17 protein-coding genes and 1 riboswitch are annotated in these 18,273 nt (G+C 72.0%); of the genes, 11 read left to right on the forward strand and 6 right to left on the reverse strand.

Annotation, left to right across the window (positions count from 1 at the left end):
- Positions 1 to 31: 31 nt before the first annotated feature.
- Positions 32 to 346 carry a multidrug efflux SMR transporter gene (locus tag M1P99_RS07805; protein ID WP_304451982.1) on the reverse strand — a complete coding sequence of 105 codons (315 nt, stop codon included), beginning with the start codon at positions 344 to 346 and terminating at the stop codon, positions 32 to 34.
- Between the two features lie 29 nt (positions 347 to 375).
- Positions 376 to 436: riboswitch (guanidine-III (ykkC-III) riboswitch) on the reverse strand.
- 326 nt (positions 437 to 762) lie between these two features.
- Between M1P99_RS07805 and M1P99_RS07810 the strand changes: the two genes are divergently transcribed.
- The 7 genes from M1P99_RS07810 to M1P99_RS07840 all read left to right on the forward strand — a co-directional run bounded on the left by M1P99_RS07810 (position 763) and on the right by M1P99_RS07840 (position 7,842).
- Positions 763 to 1,155, forward strand: a complete 393-nt coding sequence (locus tag M1P99_RS07810) for a DUF485 domain-containing protein (protein ID WP_304451983.1) — start codon at positions 763 to 765, stop codon at positions 1,153 to 1,155.
- The gene (locus M1P99_RS07815) at positions 1,152 to 2,831 is read left to right on the forward strand and encodes a cation acetate symporter (RefSeq protein WP_304451984.1); all 1,680 of its coding nucleotides are present in this window, start codon (positions 1,152 to 1,154) and stop codon (positions 2,829 to 2,831) included. Before M1P99_RS07810 ends, M1P99_RS07815 begins: the two co-directional genes overlap by 4 nt.
- Before the next feature lie 348 nt (positions 2,832 to 3,179).
- A complete protein-coding gene (locus tag M1P99_RS07820) occupies positions 3,180 to 4,196 on the forward strand; it encodes a sensor histidine kinase (protein WP_304451985.1) in 1,017 nt (338 codons plus the stop codon).
- Positions 4,193 to 5,020, forward strand: a complete 828-nt coding sequence (locus M1P99_RS07825; protein ID WP_304451986.1) for a LytTR family DNA-binding domain-containing protein — start codon at positions 4,193 to 4,195, stop codon at positions 5,018 to 5,020. The genes M1P99_RS07820 and M1P99_RS07825 overlap by 4 nt, the downstream gene beginning before the upstream one ends.
- Entirely contained in the window at positions 5,017 to 5,433 is a 417-nt protein-coding gene (locus M1P99_RS07830) for a hypothetical protein (protein ID WP_304451987.1), read from the forward strand. The genes M1P99_RS07825 and M1P99_RS07830 overlap by 4 nt, the downstream gene beginning before the upstream one ends.
- The gene (locus tag M1P99_RS07835; protein WP_304451988.1) at positions 5,430 to 7,082 is read left to right on the forward strand and encodes a cation acetate symporter; all 1,653 of its coding nucleotides are present in this window, start codon (positions 5,430 to 5,432) and stop codon (positions 7,080 to 7,082) included. Before M1P99_RS07830 ends, M1P99_RS07835 begins: the two co-directional genes overlap by 4 nt.
- Before the next feature lie 61 nt (positions 7,083 to 7,143).
- Complete coding sequence (locus M1P99_RS07840) at positions 7,144 to 7,842, forward strand: hypothetical protein (protein ID WP_304451989.1); 699 nt, start codon at positions 7,144 to 7,146, stop codon at positions 7,840 to 7,842.
- Positions 7,843 to 7,887: 45 nt separating this feature from the next.
- Here M1P99_RS07840 and M1P99_RS07845 read toward each other — a convergent pair whose 3' ends face one another.
- The 3 genes from M1P99_RS07845 to M1P99_RS07855 all read right to left on the reverse strand — a co-directional run bounded on the left by M1P99_RS07845 (position 7,888) and on the right by M1P99_RS07855 (position 10,610).
- A complete protein-coding gene (locus tag M1P99_RS07845; RefSeq protein WP_304451990.1) occupies positions 7,888 to 8,661 on the reverse strand; it encodes a DUF4239 domain-containing protein in 774 nt (257 codons plus the stop codon).
- Positions 8,662 to 8,946: 285 nt separating this feature from the next.
- Positions 8,947 to 9,699 carry an AfsA-related hotdog domain-containing protein gene (locus M1P99_RS07850; RefSeq protein ID WP_304451991.1) on the reverse strand — a complete coding sequence of 251 codons (753 nt, stop codon included), beginning with the start codon at positions 9,697 to 9,699 and terminating at the stop codon, positions 8,947 to 8,949.
- Positions 9,700 to 10,289: 590 nt separating this feature from the next.
- Positions 10,290 to 10,610 (reverse strand): helix-turn-helix domain-containing protein, encoded by a 321-nt coding sequence (locus M1P99_RS07855; protein WP_304451992.1) that lies wholly within the window; start codon positions 10,608 to 10,610, stop codon positions 10,290 to 10,292.
- Positions 10,611 to 10,840: 230 nt separating this feature from the next.
- Here M1P99_RS07855 and M1P99_RS07860 point away from each other — a divergent pair, with 230 nt between their 5' ends.
- Together M1P99_RS07860 and M1P99_RS07865 are read left to right on the forward strand one after the other, a co-directional pair.
- A complete protein-coding gene (locus M1P99_RS07860; protein WP_304451993.1) occupies positions 10,841 to 11,674 on the forward strand; it encodes a helix-turn-helix transcriptional regulator in 834 nt (277 codons plus the stop codon).
- Positions 11,661 to 11,846: a DUF397 domain-containing protein gene (locus M1P99_RS07865; RefSeq protein ID WP_304451994.1), complete on the forward strand. Its 186-nt coding sequence runs from the start codon at positions 11,661 to 11,663 to the stop codon at positions 11,844 to 11,846. Before M1P99_RS07860 ends, M1P99_RS07865 begins: the two co-directional genes overlap by 14 nt.
- Positions 11,847 to 12,074: 228 nt before the next feature.
- On the opposite strand, the gene pulA is transcribed toward M1P99_RS07865, so the two are convergent.
- Positions 12,075 to 14,906 (reverse strand): pullulanase-type alpha-1,6-glucosidase, encoded by a 2,832-nt coding sequence (gene pulA / locus M1P99_RS07870; RefSeq protein WP_304451995.1) that lies wholly within the window; start codon positions 14,904 to 14,906, stop codon positions 12,075 to 12,077.
- A 161-nt stretch (positions 14,907 to 15,067) separates the two neighbouring features.
- Positions 15,068 to 15,736 (reverse strand): helix-turn-helix domain-containing protein, encoded by a 669-nt coding sequence (locus M1P99_RS07875; RefSeq protein WP_304451996.1) that lies wholly within the window; start codon positions 15,734 to 15,736, stop codon positions 15,068 to 15,070.
- A 182-nt stretch (positions 15,737 to 15,918) separates the two neighbouring features.
- Here M1P99_RS07875 and M1P99_RS07880 point away from each other — a divergent pair, with 182 nt between their 5' ends.
- Positions 15,919 to 16,722, forward strand: coding sequence for an aspartate/glutamate racemase family protein (locus M1P99_RS07880; protein WP_304451997.1), 804 nt, complete (start codon positions 15,919 to 15,921; stop codon positions 16,720 to 16,722).
- A 24-nt stretch (positions 16,723 to 16,746) separates the two neighbouring features.
- On the forward strand, positions 16,747 to 18,258 hold the full coding sequence (locus M1P99_RS07885) for an NCS1 family transporter (protein WP_304451998.1): 1,512 nt from the start codon (positions 16,747 to 16,749) through the stop codon (positions 18,256 to 18,258).
- Positions 18,259 to 18,273: the final 15 nt, after the last annotated feature.

Genomic DNA, 18,273 nt, shown 5'->3' on the forward strand with positions numbered 1-18,273 from the left:
GGGCCCGGCGCCCGCCGAGGGCCCAGCGGCTTCAGTGGAGCAGTTTGAGGCCGACGAGGCCGACGACGACCAGCATCAGGCACAGCAGCTTGGGGAGGCTGAAGCCCTCACCCAGGAAGAACATCCCCGCCAGCGCGGTACCGACCACGCCGACGCCGACCCACACCGCGTACCCGGTACCGACCGGAATGGTGCGCAGCGCGTAGGCGAGCCCGCCCATGCTGAGCACGAGGGACACACCGAAGACCACCGACGGCCACAGACGGGTGAAACCGCGGCTCGCGTCGAGCGCGACCGCCCAGACGGTTTCCAGCAGACCTGAGACGACCAGAACGAGCCATGCCATGAGGGGACCTCCGGGGACGCGGGCGCACGTACGCGCCGTCTTGTCCTACCGGGTACGGCGCACCTCGTCCGGGGTCGCATGAGCGTCCTCCGCCCCGGGCCCGCCGGGCCTCTGGGACGGTCCGGCTCCGCGGCCGGTCGTACGGTACAACGCCGCGCCCCCCGGGGGGCGTTCCGGACAACGCGGTCAGACGGATCACCGCGGGCCACCGCTCGCCGACCGCTCACCGCACGACGCGACCGCTCATCGCGCACTGGGCGACCACTCGGCGACATCACTCCGCGTTCGGCGCGCATTGGGGCGCACCCCCTCCACGTGCGGAGTGTCGCTCCTTACAGTTCCGAGTAACGCAGGTCACATCCCCGAAACACGCACGACATCACCCTCTCCGCCAATCCCCCCGGAGGATTCGCACCATGACGACCGACAGGAAGAACCAGGGATCGGACCCGCCGGGTCCGGACCAGACGAGCAACGCGGCCTACATCGCGATGCACGGCGACCCGCGCTTTCTCGCGCTCAAGCGGAGCCTCTACTCGTTCATCTTCCCGATGAGCATCGCCTTCTTGGCGTGGTACCTGCTCTACGTGCTGCTGTCCGCGTTCGGTCGCGACTTCATGGGCACCGTCCTCTTCGGCAGCGTCAACGTCGCGCTGGTCTTCGGCATCCTCCAGTTCGTGTCCACCTTCGGGATCGCCATCCTCTACACGGGCTACGCCCGCAAGAGGCTGGACGCCCAGGCGACCGAGCTGCGCGAGGAGCTCGTCAAGAGCGACGCCCGCCAGAAGAACCAGGAGGGCACGCGATGATGCTCGCGCAGGAGGCCGTCAACGAGAGCGGCCGGCTCGTCACCCTCGTCCTCTTCGGCCTGATGGTCGCGGCGACCCTCGGCATCACCGTCTGGGCCAGCCGCCGCAGCTACTCGGCCGCCGACTTCCACTCCGGCGGCCGCGGGTTCTCCCCGCTCCAGAACGGCCTGGCCATCGGCAGTGACTACATGTCCGCCGCGTCGTTCCTCGGCATCGCCGGACTCATCGCCCTGGCCGGCTACGACGGCTTCCTCTACTCCATCGGGTTCCTGGTGGCGTGGCTGGTCGCCCTGCTGCTCGTCGCCGAGCTGCTGCGCAACTCCGGCCGCTACACCATGGGCGACGTGCTGTCCTACCGGATGCAGCAGCGCCCGGTCCGCACCGCCGCCGCCGTCTCCACGCTGACGGTGTCGATCTTCTACCTGCTCGCGCAGATGGTCGGCGCCGGCGCGCTCATCGCGCTGCTGCTCGGCATCCAGGAGGGCCAGACCTTCCTGGGCATGGACGCCGCCACCGCCAAGATCGTCGGCATCGTCGTCGTCGGCCTGCTGATGACCGTCTACGTCACCATCGGCGGCATGAAGGGCACCACCTGGGTGCAGATCGTCAAGGCCGTCATCCTGATGTCGGGCGCGGCCCTGCTGACGGTGCTCACCCTGTCCCTGTACGGCTTCAACCTCGGCGCCCTCATGAGCGACGCCGCCGACGCCAGCGGCCAGGGCGCGGCCTTCCTGGAGCCCGGCCTGCGCTACGGCGTCGAGGTCGCGGGCGACCCGGTGGCGACCATGTGGAACAAGCTGGACATGGTCAGCCTCAGCATGGCGCTGGTCCTGGGCACCGCGGGCCTGCCGCACATCCTCATCCGCTTCTACACGGTTCCCGACTCCCAGAGCGCCCGGAAGTCGGTCAACTGGGGCATCGGCCTCATCGGCACCTTCTACCTGATGACGCTGGTGCTGGGCTTCGGCGCCGCGGCCCTGGTGGGACGCGAGGCCATCACCGCCCAGAACGCGGCGGGCAACACGGCCGCACCGCAGCTGGCGGAGACGGTCGGACAGGCGGTCGGCGGCAACCTCGCCGGGTCGGTCCTGCTCGCCCTGATCGCCTCGGCGGCCTTCGCGGCCATCCTGTCGACGGTCGCCGGCCTGGTCATCGCGTCCTCGTCCTCCCTCGCGCACGACTTCTACAACTCCGTGCTGCGCAAGGGCAGGGCTCCCGGACGCGAGGAGGTCCGGGTCGCCAAGCTCTCCGCCCTGGGCATCGGCGCGGTCGCCATCGTCCTGGCGATCTTCGCGCAGAGCCTCAACGTGGCCTTCCTGGTCGCGCTGGCCTTCGCGATCGCCGCCTCGGCCAACCTGCCGACCCTGCTGCTCAGCCTCTTCTGGAAGCGGTTCAACACGGCGGGCGCCGTGTCCGGTATCTACGGCGGCCTCATCAGCGCCGTCGGCCTGGTGTTCTTCTCGCCGGTCGTGTCCGGTTCGGAGAAGGCGCTCATCCCGACCGCCGACTTCGCCTGGTTCCCGATGCCGAACCCGGCCCTGGTGTCGGTGCCGCTGGGCCTGCTCTGCGCGGTCGTCGGAACGTTCATGTCCAAGGAGCGCGACTTCGACAAGTTCGCGATGCTCCAGGTACGGGCGCTCACGGGCGCCGGGGCGGAGAAGGCCTCCGACCACTAGTCCACATCGGGAACCGGGTCGGCCATGGGGGCCGATCACTCCAACCGGGAGTCCACTCCGTTCCCGGGCGGCCTCCCCCGGTTCCTCCTCCAACGGGCCCACCGCTCTCCTCCCGGGCGGTGGGCCCGCCCCTTGCCCGCCATCGCCCGGCGGCGCGCAACGGGGTGCCGGGCCACCGCCCCCGACGGACGGCCTCCGGCCGCAGCCTCCCACGGAAGGACGGCACAGCAACGTGAGCGCCGACACATCTGTCTGGGATAGGGTCGTTCTGTGTCATATCGGTGGCTGTCGTGGAAGCTCCCCTTCCGACGGCGCCCGGCGTCGGCCCCTCTGGCGAGCGTCGAGTTGATGCGCCAGGTACACGCCCTGGGCGTCGACCTTCAGGACGGACTGCACGGCAAGGGCGTGCCCGCCGCGGCCCGTCGGCTCCGCCAACTGCTCGCCGCCGACTGCGTCGTCCTGGCCGACCTCGACGGCCCGGTGGCCTCCCACGGCCCCTCGCCCTCCTCCGACGAGGTGGAGGGCCTACTGGCCCAGGTGTTCGAGTACGGCGCCAGCGCCCGTACCCGCCTCCCCGACGGCGGCGCGGTGTGCGCGGTACCGCTGAACGTGGCCAACGAGATCGCCGGCGCCCTGGTGGCCTCCGGCCGCCCCGCGGAGGCCGACGTCGAGGCGGCGGCGGCCCTGGTGGCGGACTGCCTGGACCACGCGGCCCTGCGCCGCACGCGCGACCGCATCGCCGCGGCCGACCTGCGCACCCTGCGCGCACAGATCTCCCCGCACTTCGTGCACAACGCGCTCGCGGTCATCGCCGCCCTGGTACGCACCGACCCGGACCGCGCCCGGCACCTGCTCTCGGACTTCGCCGACTACCTGCGCTACGGGTTCGCCGAACGCGGCGACTACGCGACGGTCGCCGACGAACTGGAGGCCACCCAGACCTACCTCGAACTCCAACGGGCCCGCTTCCACGACCGGTTGGACATCACCGTGCGGATGGCGCCGGAGGTCCTGCCGGTGGCGATCCCGTTCCTGGTCGTCCAGCCGATCGTGGAGAACGCGATCCGGCACGGCCTGGAGCGCAAGGAGGGCGCCGGGCACATCAGCGTGTCGGGTTTCGGCGAGGGACCGCTGTGCGTCATCGAGATCGAGGACGATGGCATCGGCATGCACCCCGACCTGGCCCGGTCACTGCTGGCGGGCACCGGCCCGGAGTCGCGCAGCGTGGGGCTGGCCAACGTCGACCAGCGGCTGCGCACGGTCTACGGTCCCGAGTACGGTCTGGTGATCGAGACCGCGCTGGGAGAAGGGACGAAGGTGACCGTGCGCGTACCGAGGTTCACCCGGGGGGTGGTGGCACAGTGAAGCCCGAACTCAAGGTGCTCGTGGTCGAGGACGAGGCGTCGACCCGCCAGGAGATGGCCGCGCTGCTCGGTGACATGCCGGAGGTCGCCGAGGTCCTCGTCGCGGACAACGGCGCGACCGCGGTGCGGCTGCTGGGCACGACCGCCATCGACGCGGCGTTCCTGGACATCCTCATGCCCGGGCTGGACGGCATGGACGTGGCGCGGGTGCTGAGCGTGCTCTCGGAGCCGCCCTCGATCGTGTTCGTCACCGCCTCCGAGGCCCACGCCGTGGAGGCGTTCGGAATCGGCGCCGTGGACTACCTGCTCAAACCGATCCGCCCGGAGCGGCTGGCCGAGGCGGTCGGCCGTATCGCGCAGCTGCGGAGTACGGGCGGGGCCGCTCCGCCGGCCGAGGACATGCACGTGGTGCAGATCGACACCGGGCGCCGCACGGTGTTCGTCAAGCGCGACGACGTGCAGTTCGTCGAGGCGCAGGGCGACTACGTGCGGCTGCACACCGCCGACGGCGGCCACCTGATCCGCCTGTCGCTGTCGTACCTGGAGGAGGTGTGGGCGTCGGCGGGGTTCGTGCGCGTGCACCGCGGCTACCTCATCGCCATCCCGTGGGTGCGCGATCTGCGCGTCACCTCGTCCTCGGGCCTGGTCGCGGGCACACCGGCCGGCGACGTGCCGGTGAGCCGCAGGCACGGGCGCCACCTGCGCGCCCAACTGCTGGAGGCGGCCCGCCGCGACCAGCTGGGCGGCCGGGCCGCCAACCCCCCGGGCCCCACGGCGCGCCCCCGGGACGGTGAGCCGGACCAGCAGCCGCGGCAGTCGCCATGAGTCCGCGCCGGGAGAAGCTGACCAGTCCGCAGACCCGCATCGCGCTGGCGCGGGGCAACCGGCCCGCGCAGCACCTGCTGCCGATCCCCGAGCCGGTGGACACCGAGGCGGCGCGACGGCTGTTCCGCGTCCAGCGGCGGACGGCACTGCGCACGGTGGTCCTGTTGTCGGTCCTGCTGTTCGGGATGAGCGGTGCCTTCGCGGCCGCGCCGCAGCTGAGCGAGATCCGCTGGGCGGGCGTCCCGCTGTCCTGGCTGCTGCTGACGACGGCGGTGTACCCCGCTCTGTTCTTCCTGGGCCTGTGGCACACCCGCACCGCCGAGCGCGCCGAGGACCGTGCCGAGGCGGTCGCCGACCGGGCCCGCCGCGACTCCGGCGACGGCCGTGACCACGGCCGCGGGCGGCGGACGTGATCGCGGTCCTGGCCATCGGCCTCGTGCTGGCGACGAGCCTGATCGTCGGCGTGTACGGGGTGCGCGCGGCCCGCTCCACGTCGGACTTCCTGGTGGCGTCGCGCCGGGTGTCCCCGACGTGGAACGCGATGGCGATCGCGGGCGAGTACCTGTCCGCGGCCTCGATCCTGGGACTGGCGGGGCTCCTGCTCAAGAACGGGCTCGGCACCATGTGGTACGCGGTGGGCTTCACCGCGGGCTACGTCGCGGTGGTCGCCCTGGTGGCCGGGCCGATGCGCCGGTCGGGGGCGTTCACGGTGCCCGACTTCGCCGAGTACCGCCTGGGCGCGCCCCGGCTCCGCAAGCTCTGCGGACTGGTGGTGCTGGTCATCATGCTGCTGTACCTGGTGCCCCAGTTCAAGGGCGCCGGTGTGGTGCTGAGCCTGGTCAGCGGCACCCCCTACTGGGTCGGCGTGGTCCTGGCCGGGCTCGTGGTGAGCGGTTCGATCGCGGCGGGCGGCATGCGGTCGGCGACCTACGTGCAGGCCTTCCACTACGTCGTGAAGCTGGCCTTCATCGGCGGGCCGGCGCTGTTCCTGGTGGTGACGGCGGGGGTCGAGACCCGGGCCGAGGCGCTGCACCCGGAGTGGGGCACGCACTTCCCCGACACCACGCCGGTCGAGTTCACCGTGGGGACCCGGTTCACCCTGGACGAGCCGGTGGAGGTCACCGACCGGGACGGCGGTACGGTCGCCCTGAACGAGGGCGAGCACACGGTGCCCGCGGGGACCGAGTACGTGTTCCCCGAGGGCGCCGCGGTGCCCAGGCCCGACGGCCTGCCGGAACTGGGCGGCCGGGCCTGGAGCACCCCGCTGCTCCACGTGGGCGGGTATCCGCTGTTCGAGACGTGGTCGACGCTGCTCGCGATCACGGCGGGCTGTATGGGCCTGCCGCACGTCATCATGCGCTTCCACACGAGCCCGAGCGCCCGGATCGCGCGCAGGGTCGCGGTCGGGGTCATCGCGCTGCTCGGCCTGTTCTACGTGTTCCCCGCCGTGTACGGGCTCCTCGGCCGGGTCCTGACGCCCCACCTGGTCCTGTTCCAGGGCACCGACACGGTGGCCGTGGTGCTGCCGGCCCAGGCCGTGCCGGGATCGGTCGGCGCGGTCCTGACCGCGCTGGTGGCGGCGGGGGCGTTCGGCGCGTTCCTGTCGACGTCGTCGGGCCTGCTGCTCGCGCTCGCGGGCGGTCTGTCGCACGACCTGTTCCAGGGCAGTGTGCCCCGCCTGCGCCTGGCCGTCGCGGTGGGCGCGTGCGTGGCGGTGCTGTTGGCCCTGCCGGCCCAGCGCATCGACATCAACGTGCTGGTGGTGTGGGCCTTCACCGTGGCCGCGTCGACGTTCTGCCCGCTGCTCGTCCTGGGGATCTGGTGGCGGCGGCTCACGCTGCCCGGTGCAGCGGCGGGTCTGACGGTCGGCGCGGTGACCGCCACCGGCGCGGTCGGCTGGTCGATCCTGCTGCCGACGCCCGGCGGTTGGGGGGCGGTGCTGCTCGCTCAGCCCGCCGCCTGGACGATCCCCCTGGCGTTCGCGACGATGATGACGGTGTCGTGGTCGACCCGGCCGCCGGACTGGGCCGAACACGCGGTCCTGCGGCTGCACTCTCCCTGAGATCCTGCCCACCTGTGCCGAACGCCCCCGGCACCACGCAGCGGACACGTACGATCACTCCGTGACTACCCTCGACCGCCGATCCCCCGTCACAGCTCTGTCCTGTCTGCTGTCCGCGGGGCTGCTCGTCCTCGCCTGCGGTGCCGCTCCCGCGCTCGCCCGGGGAAGCGACCCGACCGTCGGCGCCGACCCGGCCGGAGTGCACGTCGACGACGGCACCCACCAGGTGGACGTGCGCCCGGGCGGGGTGCGCGTGGACACTCCGGGCGCGTACGTCGACGTCGCGCCCGAGCACGTCCTGGTGTGCGCGGGCGGAGCGCGCGTGGTCGTGCACGCGGGGCGTGCGCCGACCTGTCCCGCACCACCGCCGGAGCCCGCGCCACCCGTACCGCCCCCGGAGCCCGTCGAGCCGGAGGAGCCGGCGCCACCGCCCCGGCGGGAGGCGCCCCCGGCCGCCCCCGACGAGCCGGGGGAGGTCCTCCCCCCGTCCGCCCCGGGGACCGGACCCGAACCCGGAGCGGCCCCGGAGCCGGGCACCGAGGCGGTCTCCGAACAGCGGCCGGAGCCGACCCCCGCCCCCGCACCGCCCGCGGAGCCCTCGGAGGCCGTCCGGGAACTCCTGGTGGACACCGCCGCGCCCGCCCAGGCCCAGGCCGCGGGTGTGTTCACTCCGATGCGCACGATGGTGGTCGTCACGATCGTCGCGGTCGGGGCCGCGGGCGGGGCCGGGCGTGCCGCCGCGGCCCGCGCCCACCGCTAGGGCGTGTTCCGCCCGTCCCGCCGGTCCTCGGCGGGACGGATCGGCCTACCGGGACCCCAGTGCGAGGTCGGCGCGGTCGAAGCCGGCGATCGCCTCCTCGATGCCGCCCGCGTCGTTGGCCAGCACGCCGGAGTACGGGGTGCCCATGGAGAACAGCAGCGCGATCGTGGCGAACACGAACGCCAGGTTCACCGCGGCCCAGAAGTAGGCCACCCGGGACCCCTGCTTGATCATCGCGAAGGGCAGCACCGCGACGACCACCGCCGTCGTCACCGAGATCACCGTCAGGACCAGCGGGATCCCGTCCCCGGCCGCGTCGGCCCGCTCCCCCCGGGCCTGATTGAGCTCGGTCGCCTCCTGGCGCGCGGTCAGCCGGTCCAGTCCGTCTCCGCTGTCGGACACCGACAGCACCCGCACGGAGGCGGACAGGGCGGCGAGGTCGTCGTCCCCCTGCCCGCTCAGCTCTCCACGGGCCTCCATCCGCGGCCAGTCCTCCTCCACCACCGTGGTCAGGTAGGTGCGCAGGTGGTCGCGCACGGCCGCGCCCTCCTCCTCGGGGAAGGCCGTGCTACTCCAGTACAGCTCCTGGGCGGCCTGGGCCTCGGCGATCAGGCCGTCCTCGGCCGCCTTGTAGTCCTCCCAGCCGATCACCACGGCCATCGCGGCCGCGACGAGGTACAACGACAGCACGCAGGGCGCGATGATGATGCCGACCGCGCCCCCGGAGAAGTCGTCGGCGATCCGAAACCGCCAGGCGGCCAGAACGGCGCCACCGACCATCGCGGCCAGGACAGCGAGAAGGGCGAAGAACGTCAGCATGGGGTTCCCAGGGAGTCGCGGCACAGGACGGGTACATGCGTAACACGGAACCGGACGGGGTTTCCGGGGAAGACCCGAAACGTCACCGAGAATCACCGACTCCCTACCCCGACCTTTCGTACATGTCCTGACCTGCCGGGACACGACGCTGACCGGTCGTCCGCCCAGCGGATGACGCGGGTCCCCGTTGGTCCCGGGTACGCGGAGGTCCGTCCCGGCGCCCCGGATACCGGGGACCGCCGGCTCCGCGCCCGACACCGCCTCGGACCCACCCGGCCTGCGCCGTCACGCCCCCTCCCCAGCGGTCCGCCCCGGACGGCGCGCCGGCGGGGCGCCCACGGCCCGGGACTGGGCCGACTCGGTGTCCTGGACGGAGCGCGGGTCACACGCCTGGAAGCCGACATGGCCCCGCGCGCACGTGCGGTCCCTCTGGAGGTAGGCGATCTCGGCCGTGAGCGGCCTGCGCCGGGGGTCGGGCGGACCGGTCTCGGAGAGCGTGATCCGTACGGTCACCGGCAGCCAGAACAGGGGTCGGTGGAACTCGAACCCGAAGCCGTAGAGGACGGGCTGGACCGGCGGCTGGCCGCGCTCGACCGGGTAGAGCGCCCTGGCCGCCCAGGTCAACCCCTGGATGGCGGCCTCGACGAGGAGTTCGCCGGGCAGTTGTCGGCCGCGGCCCGCGTGCTCGCGCATGACGCGGTTGCCGTCCGCGACGGCGAGCGCGAACTCGACCGTGCCGTCGTCGATCCAGGGCGCGGCCACGACCACGTCCTCCTGGGCGGGCACGGAGACCTCAGCCCGCGCGACGGGACGGGGCGGCGGTGCGGCCAGGGTGACCGAGCCGACCAGGCCCGCTCCGGCGACCCGGTCGGCCAGATGGTCCCAGTCCAGGGGGCCCACGCCGAGCGAGGGCACGAGGCGGACGTGACGGAGTTCGCCGATGGAAAGGGCGCGGTGGATGTCCCCGAGAGTGCGCACCCCGGGGCAGGGAAGGGCAGTGGGGCAGGCGTCGCCGACCACCCACAGGGCGTCAGACAATCGAACCCCCCACCCCGGACCCAACTCTCGCCCGACCGGCGACAACGGCACGACAAGCGCCATTCGTGCACCCGAAGTACGTGACCGTCCCAGGCACTCCGGGAGGTTTTCCGGACGCGGGAGCGACGCCCGGCCCCTGGGCGGACCCGTCACGATGAGAACGGCGGACAGTGGCTTCGACGTGGTGTTTCATGAACTCCACCAAGGTCAGAGGGGAGTACATCCGGGGCGGTCGGCCACTCCTCCCGCGGACTTCTTCATTTCCGATATTCCCCAGAGGGCAACACACAAACGACATCGTCACTGTAAGTTAGATGTCATTATACGAACACCTGTCGAACAGGATCGGAGTTTTCCCTAGAGAAACGCACCCGAACGCCATGACCGCAGTTCGCAGCGGTGCGTCCGACGAATGTTCCGTATTCAACTTCCGCCGGGTACGCGTCCTCTGCAGAGAAAACCGGGAAAGGACGGCCCCCGCGCGCCCCTGCCCGTGCGACCCGGCGCACCCGGCCCGTGTGTGCTCCCCGCCCGCGCGGCCCCTCGTACGCGCGGGCGGGGAGATCGGAAGGTGCCGGGCACGGCCCGGCTCAGGGCCGAAGGGTGTCGATCAGCCTGCGGATGTCGGCGGCCTCGGCCACCGCGCCGATGCTCAGCGCGAGCTCCCGCACGGCCTCCAGCGCACCCAGCGCCTCGGCCAGGGCGTCGCCGCGTTCCACCAGGTCGAGTACCTGGTCGCGCGGGTGGCCCACGCCGCCGTCCCCCATCGGCACCGAGGGCACCTTCCCGGCCCGCGCCCACAGGGCCACGGTCACCGGCCGGACACGGAGGAGGTCCGCCACCTCGCGGGTGGTCAGCAGGTCGCGCCCCCGACGGACCGTCCGGGACGGGAGCCGGTCGGTGGCGGTCACGCGGCCCCCTCACCCGCGGCGCCCCCGGCCCGCGGCACGACGCGGCGCACTTCCCTCCGGAGCACAGTCCCCACGCGAACCTCCCTGTGTTCGTCGATAGGCACCACACTGACCGAATCCGGGACCGCGCACCCCGAACATCACCAAAGAGTCACAGTTGGTCGTTATCTGCGGTATGCGGTGGCCGTGTCGTCTTGCATTGGCGCTATTGGCGATGACACGGAGTTGGAGTGCGCTACGTGGAGCGAGAGACCAAACCCGCCTGGCGGCGGCTGGGCAGGGAGATCGTGGCCGCCCGCAGACGAGCGCGCAAGACGCAGGGCCAGGTGGCGCGGGAGTTGGGCGTGGTGCAGTCGACGGTCTCGGCCTGGGAGCGCGGCACGCGGGGACTCCAGGAACAGCAGGCCGCTGAACTGGACGAGCTCTTCGGCACGTCCGGTGTCGTTCTGCGCGCGTGGGGCCGGGCGAATTCACCCGAGGTACTACCGGAGTCCTATGAGGAGGTCGAGCAGCTTGAGGCGAATGTGACGGAACTGCGCGAGTACCAGCCGCTGGTCTTCCCGGGCCTGGTGCAGACGAAGGAGTACACCAGGGCGCTGCTCCTGGACACCGGCCCCTGGCGCTCGGCCAAGGAGATCGACCAGATGGTCGAGGCGCGGGCCAAGCGCCGGCGCAACCTGGACAAGGATCCGGCCCCGGTCGTGTCGATCGTCGTCGAGGAGTACGTGCTCCGACGCGTGGTCGGCGGTCGGCGCGACGTCCTGCGCGGCCAGCTCGACACCGTCCTCGCCCTGCTCGACGCGGGCCGCTTCCGGATCCAGGTGATCCCGGACGACGCCGACTGCCACCCGGGAGGATCGGGTCCCTTCTGCGTCTACGCGTTCCCCGACCGGCCGATGGTCGCTTCCGCCGAACACATGAAGGGCGAGCAGTTCATGGATGACATGATGCAGGTGCAACACTGCGCCATGCTCTTCGGCATCCTGCAGTCCGAGGCGCTCTCTCCCCGCTTGAGCCGGGATTTGATCAGGAAGGCCAAGGAAGAACTCGATGACCACACGTGAGCCCCGTTGGCACAAGAGCAGCTACAGCGCCCAGGAAGGCCGTTGCGTCGAGGTGGCCGAGGGATCGAGCGTCCTCGTCCGGGACACCGGACACCGGGCCCTCGGGCACATCCCCTACTCCACCGACGCCTGGGCCTCGTTCCTGCTCAGCCTCACGACGAACCGGCCCTGACCCCGCGCCGGTAGCGGACGGCCGGCCCCTCGGCCGACCGCCGCCCCGTGTCCACCGCGCCGTGACCCCGCCGGACCGGGGCCTTGCCCGCGTCACCCGACGCGGCCTCCACCGCCTTCCCGGGCATCCGCTCAGGTGCTGCCGCCAGGCGCACGCCCCGCCGGAGAACCTCCGCGCCGACGGCCCCGGGGGCGCGCTCCCCCCGGGGCCGTCGGCGCCGCTCGCGGGTCAGTCCGCCACGAACACGGCGACGGTGCGCGGCGGGACGGTCAGCGTCCCGCCGTCCGCGGCGAAGGACGCGGTGCGCACGACCTCGTCGGCGGACTCCTCCTGCACCGGGTGCAGGGTCACGTCAGCGCCGTCCAGTGTCGGCACGCTCTGCTCCGCCGTCTCGGGGGTCGCGTTGAACACGACCGTCACCGACGACCACCCGCCCTCCAGCCCGGCGGTGTCGACGTGCATCGTGATGACGCCGGGAAGCTCCCCGGCTCCGCTGGTCGGGAAGGACACGCGTTCCTGGACCGCTTCGGCCGTGCCCAGCGAGAACGCCGGGGTGGACGCGCGGATCCGCAGCATCTCGCCGAAGCGCTCCCGGCTGTCCTCGATGGCCGCGCAGTCCGCGACCAGCGCCGGGTCGGCCAGCAGCGGCCGGGCGTAGTCCCACTTGTCCTCGTTGTCCCAGGCCGGGGGCAGCCCCACGCCGAAGTTGTTGCCGTCGGCGCAGTCCCAGTTCAGCCGGTTGAACCAGTCACCGGAGTCGTAGGAGTTGCGGTCCAGCGACTTCGAGCGCAGCCTCTCGCTGCCGGCGTGCACGAACACCGTGCCCTGCCCGAACACCGCGGTTCCCAGGGACAGCGCCTGCATCCGCACCCGGTCGTCCATCGGGGTGTCCTGCGGCAGCTTGTAGGCGAGCGCGTCGTACAGGGTCTCGTTGTCGTGGGCGTCCACGTAGGTCACGGCCTCGCCCGGGGCCAGGGTGTACCCGGCCGGCGCGCCGTTGTAGTCCACCTCCGCGCCGGTCACCTCCCGGCCGGAGGAGTCCGTGAACCGATAGTCGCGCAAGTTGCCCGCCAGCCCCACCTTGATGAGGTCCTGGTAGCCGAGCAGTCGCGCGAGCTGTTCCTCCTCGGTCCCGTTGGCGGGCGATCCGTTGGGGTCGGTGTAGAGCCCCGAGCCGAAGCCCTGCACGCCCGGGTCCTGGTCGAAGGGCCCGCCACCGCGCACGCCGTCGCGCAGCCGGTCGTTGAACGTCCCGATGCCGGTCCCGGCCATGTTCGCCTGGGTGGCCTGCTCGAAGCGGGCGTCGTCGGCGACCTCGCCGAAGTTCCATCCCTCGCCATAGAGCAGGACCGACGACCCGTCGACCCCGTCCTCCTCCAGCGTGAGCCCGTCCAGCGCCGCGCGCACGTCCAGCATGTTCTGCTTGGGGTGGTGTCCCATGAGGTCGAAGCGGAAGCCGTCGATCTTGTGGTCACGGGCCCAGGTGACCACCGAGTCCACGACGAGCCTGCCCATCATGAGGTGCTCGGGCGCCGTGTTGGGGCAGCACGTGGACGTGGCCACGCCGCCGTCCGCGTCCAGGCGGTGGTAGTAGCCGGGCACGATCCGGTCCAGGACCGACTGCTCGTCCTGTCCGGCCTGGTGGGTGTGGTTGTAGACCACGTCCATGACCACGCGCAGTCCGGCGCCGTTGAGGCCCGCCACCATCTGCCGGAACTCGGTGACGCGGGCCGCGCCCTCGGGGTCGGTGGCGTAGGAGCCCTCGGGAGCCGTGTAGTGGTACGGGTCGTAGCCCCAGTTGAAGGCGTCCGTGGCGCGCACCCCGGCGACGCACGCCTGCTGCTCCTCGGAGTCGGGCGCGAAGGCGTCCAGGTCGCAGGAGGGCTCGGCGCGGTCGGCCGGGTCCTCGGGCACCGAGCCGATGTCGAAGACGGGCAACAGGTGGACGTAGTCGACGCCGTCCTCGGCCAGGGCGGCGAGCTCGCGCATACCCGCGGATCCGGGCCGCCCGAACGCCGCGTAGGTGCCGCGCAGCTCCTCGGGAACGGTCGCGTCGGAGGCCGAGTGGTCGCGCACGTGGAGTTCGTGGACCGCCGCCGCCTCGGGGGGCACGGCGGCGGGCTTGGCCAGGTCCGACCAGCCGTCGGGGGCCAGCTCCGGGTCGGTGAGGTCGACCAGGTGGGAGCGGGTGGAGCCGGTGGACAGCGAGACGCTGTAGGGGTCGGTGACGCGGTTGTCCACGACGGCGCCCCGGCCCTCGTCGGCGGAGGGGGAGAACACCCGCACGTCGAAGGTGTAGTAGAGCCCCGACCAGTCCGGGCGGCCCTTGACCGACCACACGCCGGTCCTGGGATGGCGCCGCATGTCCACGGTGCGCGGGGTGTCCGCGGTGGCGTCGTCGTACAGCTCCAGGCTGACGGACCGGGCGGTGGGCGCCCACAGCGAGACGGTCGGGCGTCCGCGGGAGTCCCAGACGGCGCCGAGGTCGGCGTCGGCCGCGTCCGCGTAGACGTCGTCCAGCACGCCGGGGATCTGGACACCGGTCGCGGCGGTGACCGTGCCCTCGCCGTCGCGCTCCACGACGGCGAGCTGCCCGGTGAGCGCGTCGGCCACCCGCGGGCGGTTGGCGCCCTCCACGGTCAGGGCCGCCAGGTAGGCCAGGTGCGGCCAGGCCGCGCGCTGGTCGCCGTCGGGGCCCTCCGGGTCGGGGGTCAGGTCGAGGACCGTGTCGGCGGCGGGTTCCCCGTCCGCGGGGTCGAGGCCGCCGTCGGCGGCGGAGACGAGGGTGTAGGTGTGCTCGGGGTCGGTGCCGCCCGGCCAGAGCACGGTCGTGCGGTCGATCCAGTGGGCGCGCTGTTCGGTGAGGTCCACGCCCACGTCCTGCCCGCCGGGCTCGGCCGGAACCGGGAGGGCCGCGGCGCTCGCCGCGGGGCCGAAGAGCAGGGGGACGGCGAGGGCCAGGACGAGGAGTCCGGAGGTCGCGGTGCGGACGGCACCGGTGGCGTGCGGGACACGGGGTCCGGTGCGCGAGCGCGCGGGCGGGGGGTGCGGGGGCCTCATAGGGGGTGCCGGTCCTCTCAGGTGAGCACGGGGTGTTCACCGGCACGCTAATGAGACCCCGCTCACTTCTGCAAGAGTTTCCACGACTTTTCTGAAACCTTGCAGCAAGCTGGCATCGCCATCGCACAAGCCGGATCGGGCAGCGGAACCGCCGCCCCGGATCAGGGCAGGTTGAGCCAGATCGCGACCGCGGGGACGTCGGACTGGTTGGAGATGCGGTGCGGCGTGGTCGAGGGGTAGGAGATGGTGTCGCCCGGACCGAGCCGGTGGGTGTCGAACCCGGTGTCCACCACCAGCTCGCCGCTCACCACCAGGCCGACCTCGTGGCCGCTGTGGCGCACGTACTCCGCGTTCTGGCTGGAGAAGGCACCCGGCGGGTAGGTCGACTCGAAGTAGCTCATGCCGGGGACCTGCTCCGGCGTGAGCCGCCGGTAGCGCACCCCGTGGTGGAGTTCCAGCACGGCCGCGTCGTCGGCCCGGGTGACCGCCACGTGGTCGGACAGCACCCGCGAGGGAGGCGCCTCCGGAGCCCCCTCCGCCACCGGCGGCCCGTTCCATCCGGGGCCGTCCCCGTCGGGCGACGCCTCCTCCTCGCCTTCGAAGACCGCGGACATGGGTTCGCCCAGCTCGGACATGATCTGGTACAGGCGCGTCACCGACGGGCGCATCTTGCCGCGTTCGATCTGGGACAGCGCGCTGGCGCTGATGTCCAGCCTGTCGGCGAGCGCGCGCAGGGAGAGTCCGCGCGCGTTGCGCAGGGCGCGGATGCGACCGCCGATCCGCTGCTCGTCGTGGTCGGTGCCGGGAGGGTCTGCAGAGGGGCTCGTCATAGCGGTGTTAAGTCTACGTAGCGAGCCCGTGAAGTGATTGCTTTAGGGATGTTGAAGTTATAGCTTCACAAGCCTACGGTGTTCCCAAGGAGTGATCCACGACACAGAACTCCCCGGACAGGGCCGCCGCGCGCACCCGCGCGAGCGCCACGGACCAAGCCCCGCAGTGCGGAAGGACGAGGATGCGCATCCTGCTGGTGAACGTCAACACCACCGACTCCGTCACCGAGGTGATCGCCGGCCAGGCACGGTCGGTGGCCGCGCCCGGCACCGAGATCGTGCCGCTCACCCCCTTCTTCGGCCCGGAGTCCGTGGAGGGCAACTTCGAGAGCTACCTGTCCGCCGTCGCCGTGATGGACCGCGTCGTCTCCTTCGACGAACCCTATGACGCCGTCGTCCAGGCGGGGTTCGGCGAACACGGCCGCGAAGGGCTCCAGGAACTCTGCGACGTCCCCGTCATCGACATCACCGAGGCCGCCGCGCACCTGGCCTGCCTCGTCGGGCGCCGCTACTCCGTGGTGACCAGCCTCGACCGCACCGTCCCGCAGATCCTGGACCGGCTGGCCCTGGCCCGCCTCGACGGCCGCTGCGCCTCCGTCCGCTCCAGCGGCCTGGGCGTCCTGGACATCGAGCGCGACCGCGCGGCCGCCACAGCCGCCGTCGCCGCGCAGGCCCGCGCCGCCGTCGAGGAGGACGGCGCCGAGGTCGTCTGCCTGGGATGCGCCGGCATGGCCGGACTGGACGAGGCCGTCCGCGCCGCCACCGACGTCCCCGTCATCGACGGTGTCACCGCGGCGGTCCCCCTGGCCGAGTCCCTCGTGCGCCTGGGCCTGTCCACGAGCAAGATCCGCACCTACGCCCGGCCCCGTCCCAAGGCCGTGACCGGCTGGCCCCTGCACACCCGAGCCGTGCCGACCGCGTCCACGGCCGCCGTCCCAGCGTCCGCGCCCCCGCCCCGCCTGGGCGCCGCGCTCGAACTGCCCTGAGCAGAGCGAAGGAGTCATCCCCCCATGGAACAACCGTCCGTTCCTCCGCGATCGGCCGACCGCCCGGCCGACCACCTCCTCGAAGAGTCGATCCTGCCCACCTGGCTGACCCAGCGCCCCATCGGGCTGTGGGGCTTCATCTGGATCTGGGTCGGGCTGGCCGTGGTCATCGTGACCTTCCAGTACGGCGCCAACGGTGTCGAGGGCGGTGTGACCCTGCCCGTGGTCATGGCCATCGTCCTCACGGCCACGATGACGCTCGCGATCGTCATGACCCTCACCGCCGACATCGGCACCGAGCACGGCCTGTCCTTCGCCGTCTACCTGCGCGCGCCGTTCGGCACCATCGGCACCCACCTGCCCTCCGTCTCGCGCGGGATCGTCGCCGCCTGCTGGTTCGGCATCCAGACCTACCTGGGCGCGCTGGCCATCAACGGGCTCGTGGAGTACTGGACCGGGTTCAGCTCGTGGCCGCTGTGGTACGCGGTGTTCCTGGTGGTCCAGGTGATCAACGTGGCCCTGGGCATCAAGGCGATCGAGCGCCTGGCCGCCGTCGCCGCGCCCTGCATCCTGGCCATCTCCCTGTGGATGTACTTCACGCTCGACGGCATCGCCGAGCTGGAGGGAGCCAACATCTGGACGTTCGCGGGCAGCGGCGACACCTCGCTCGCGGCACTGTTCATCGTCAACATGGCGGTGTGGGCGCCGGTCTCCGTCGACATCCCCAACATCACCCGGTTCGTGGCCACGCCCTCCGGCGAGCGCCGCTTCCTGCGCCGCAACCGCAACATCCTCATCGCGCAGTTCGTGGTGCTGCCGGTGATGCAGATGTGGATCGCGTTCATCGGCGCGGTCTCGGTCATCGTCACCGGGAACTGGAACCCCATCGACGTCATCCAGGGCGAGAGCACGGGCTTCGTGCTCGGCATCCTGCTGGTGATGATCGTGCTGGCCCAGTGGTCGACCAACACCGCGGCCAACGTCGTGCCGGCGGCGCTGAACTTCGTCAACGCCCTGGCCCCGTGGCTGTCCTACCGGTACGGAGTGGTCATGGCCGGCGTGGTCGCCACCGCCGTCATGCCGTGGCTGCTGCTGGACAACCTCTTCACGTTCCTCAGCTACTACGGCGGCTTCATCGCGGCGATCGCCGGGATCATGATCGCCGACTTCCACCTCATCCGCCGGCGCCGCCTCAACGTGCCGCACCTGTTCCGCTCCGACGGCCAGTACCGCTACGTCCGGGGCGTCAACCCGGCGGCACTGATCGCCTGGGGCACCGCCTCCGTCGCCGCCCTGTTCGCCCTCGACTACGCCTACGTCATCGGCTTCCCGATCGCCTTCACGGTCTACCTCGTGCTCATGCGGGTGTGGATCCTGCCGCGCTTCCCGCAGGCGGAGCTCTCCCCGTCGGGGCCGGACGACTTCCTGGCCACCAGCACCGGGCGCAGCTGGGTGCACGACCCCGACACCGGCGGATTCGACCTCGTGCCGACCGACCGGCTGGCCGACCGCGCCACCGGGCGCGAGGACATCTGACCCCCTCCACCCGCC

The organism is Nocardiopsis sp. YSL2, assembly GCF_030555055.1.
In the GTDB taxonomy this organism is placed as follows: domain Bacteria; phylum Actinomycetota; class Actinomycetes; order Streptosporangiales; family Streptosporangiaceae; genus Nocardiopsis.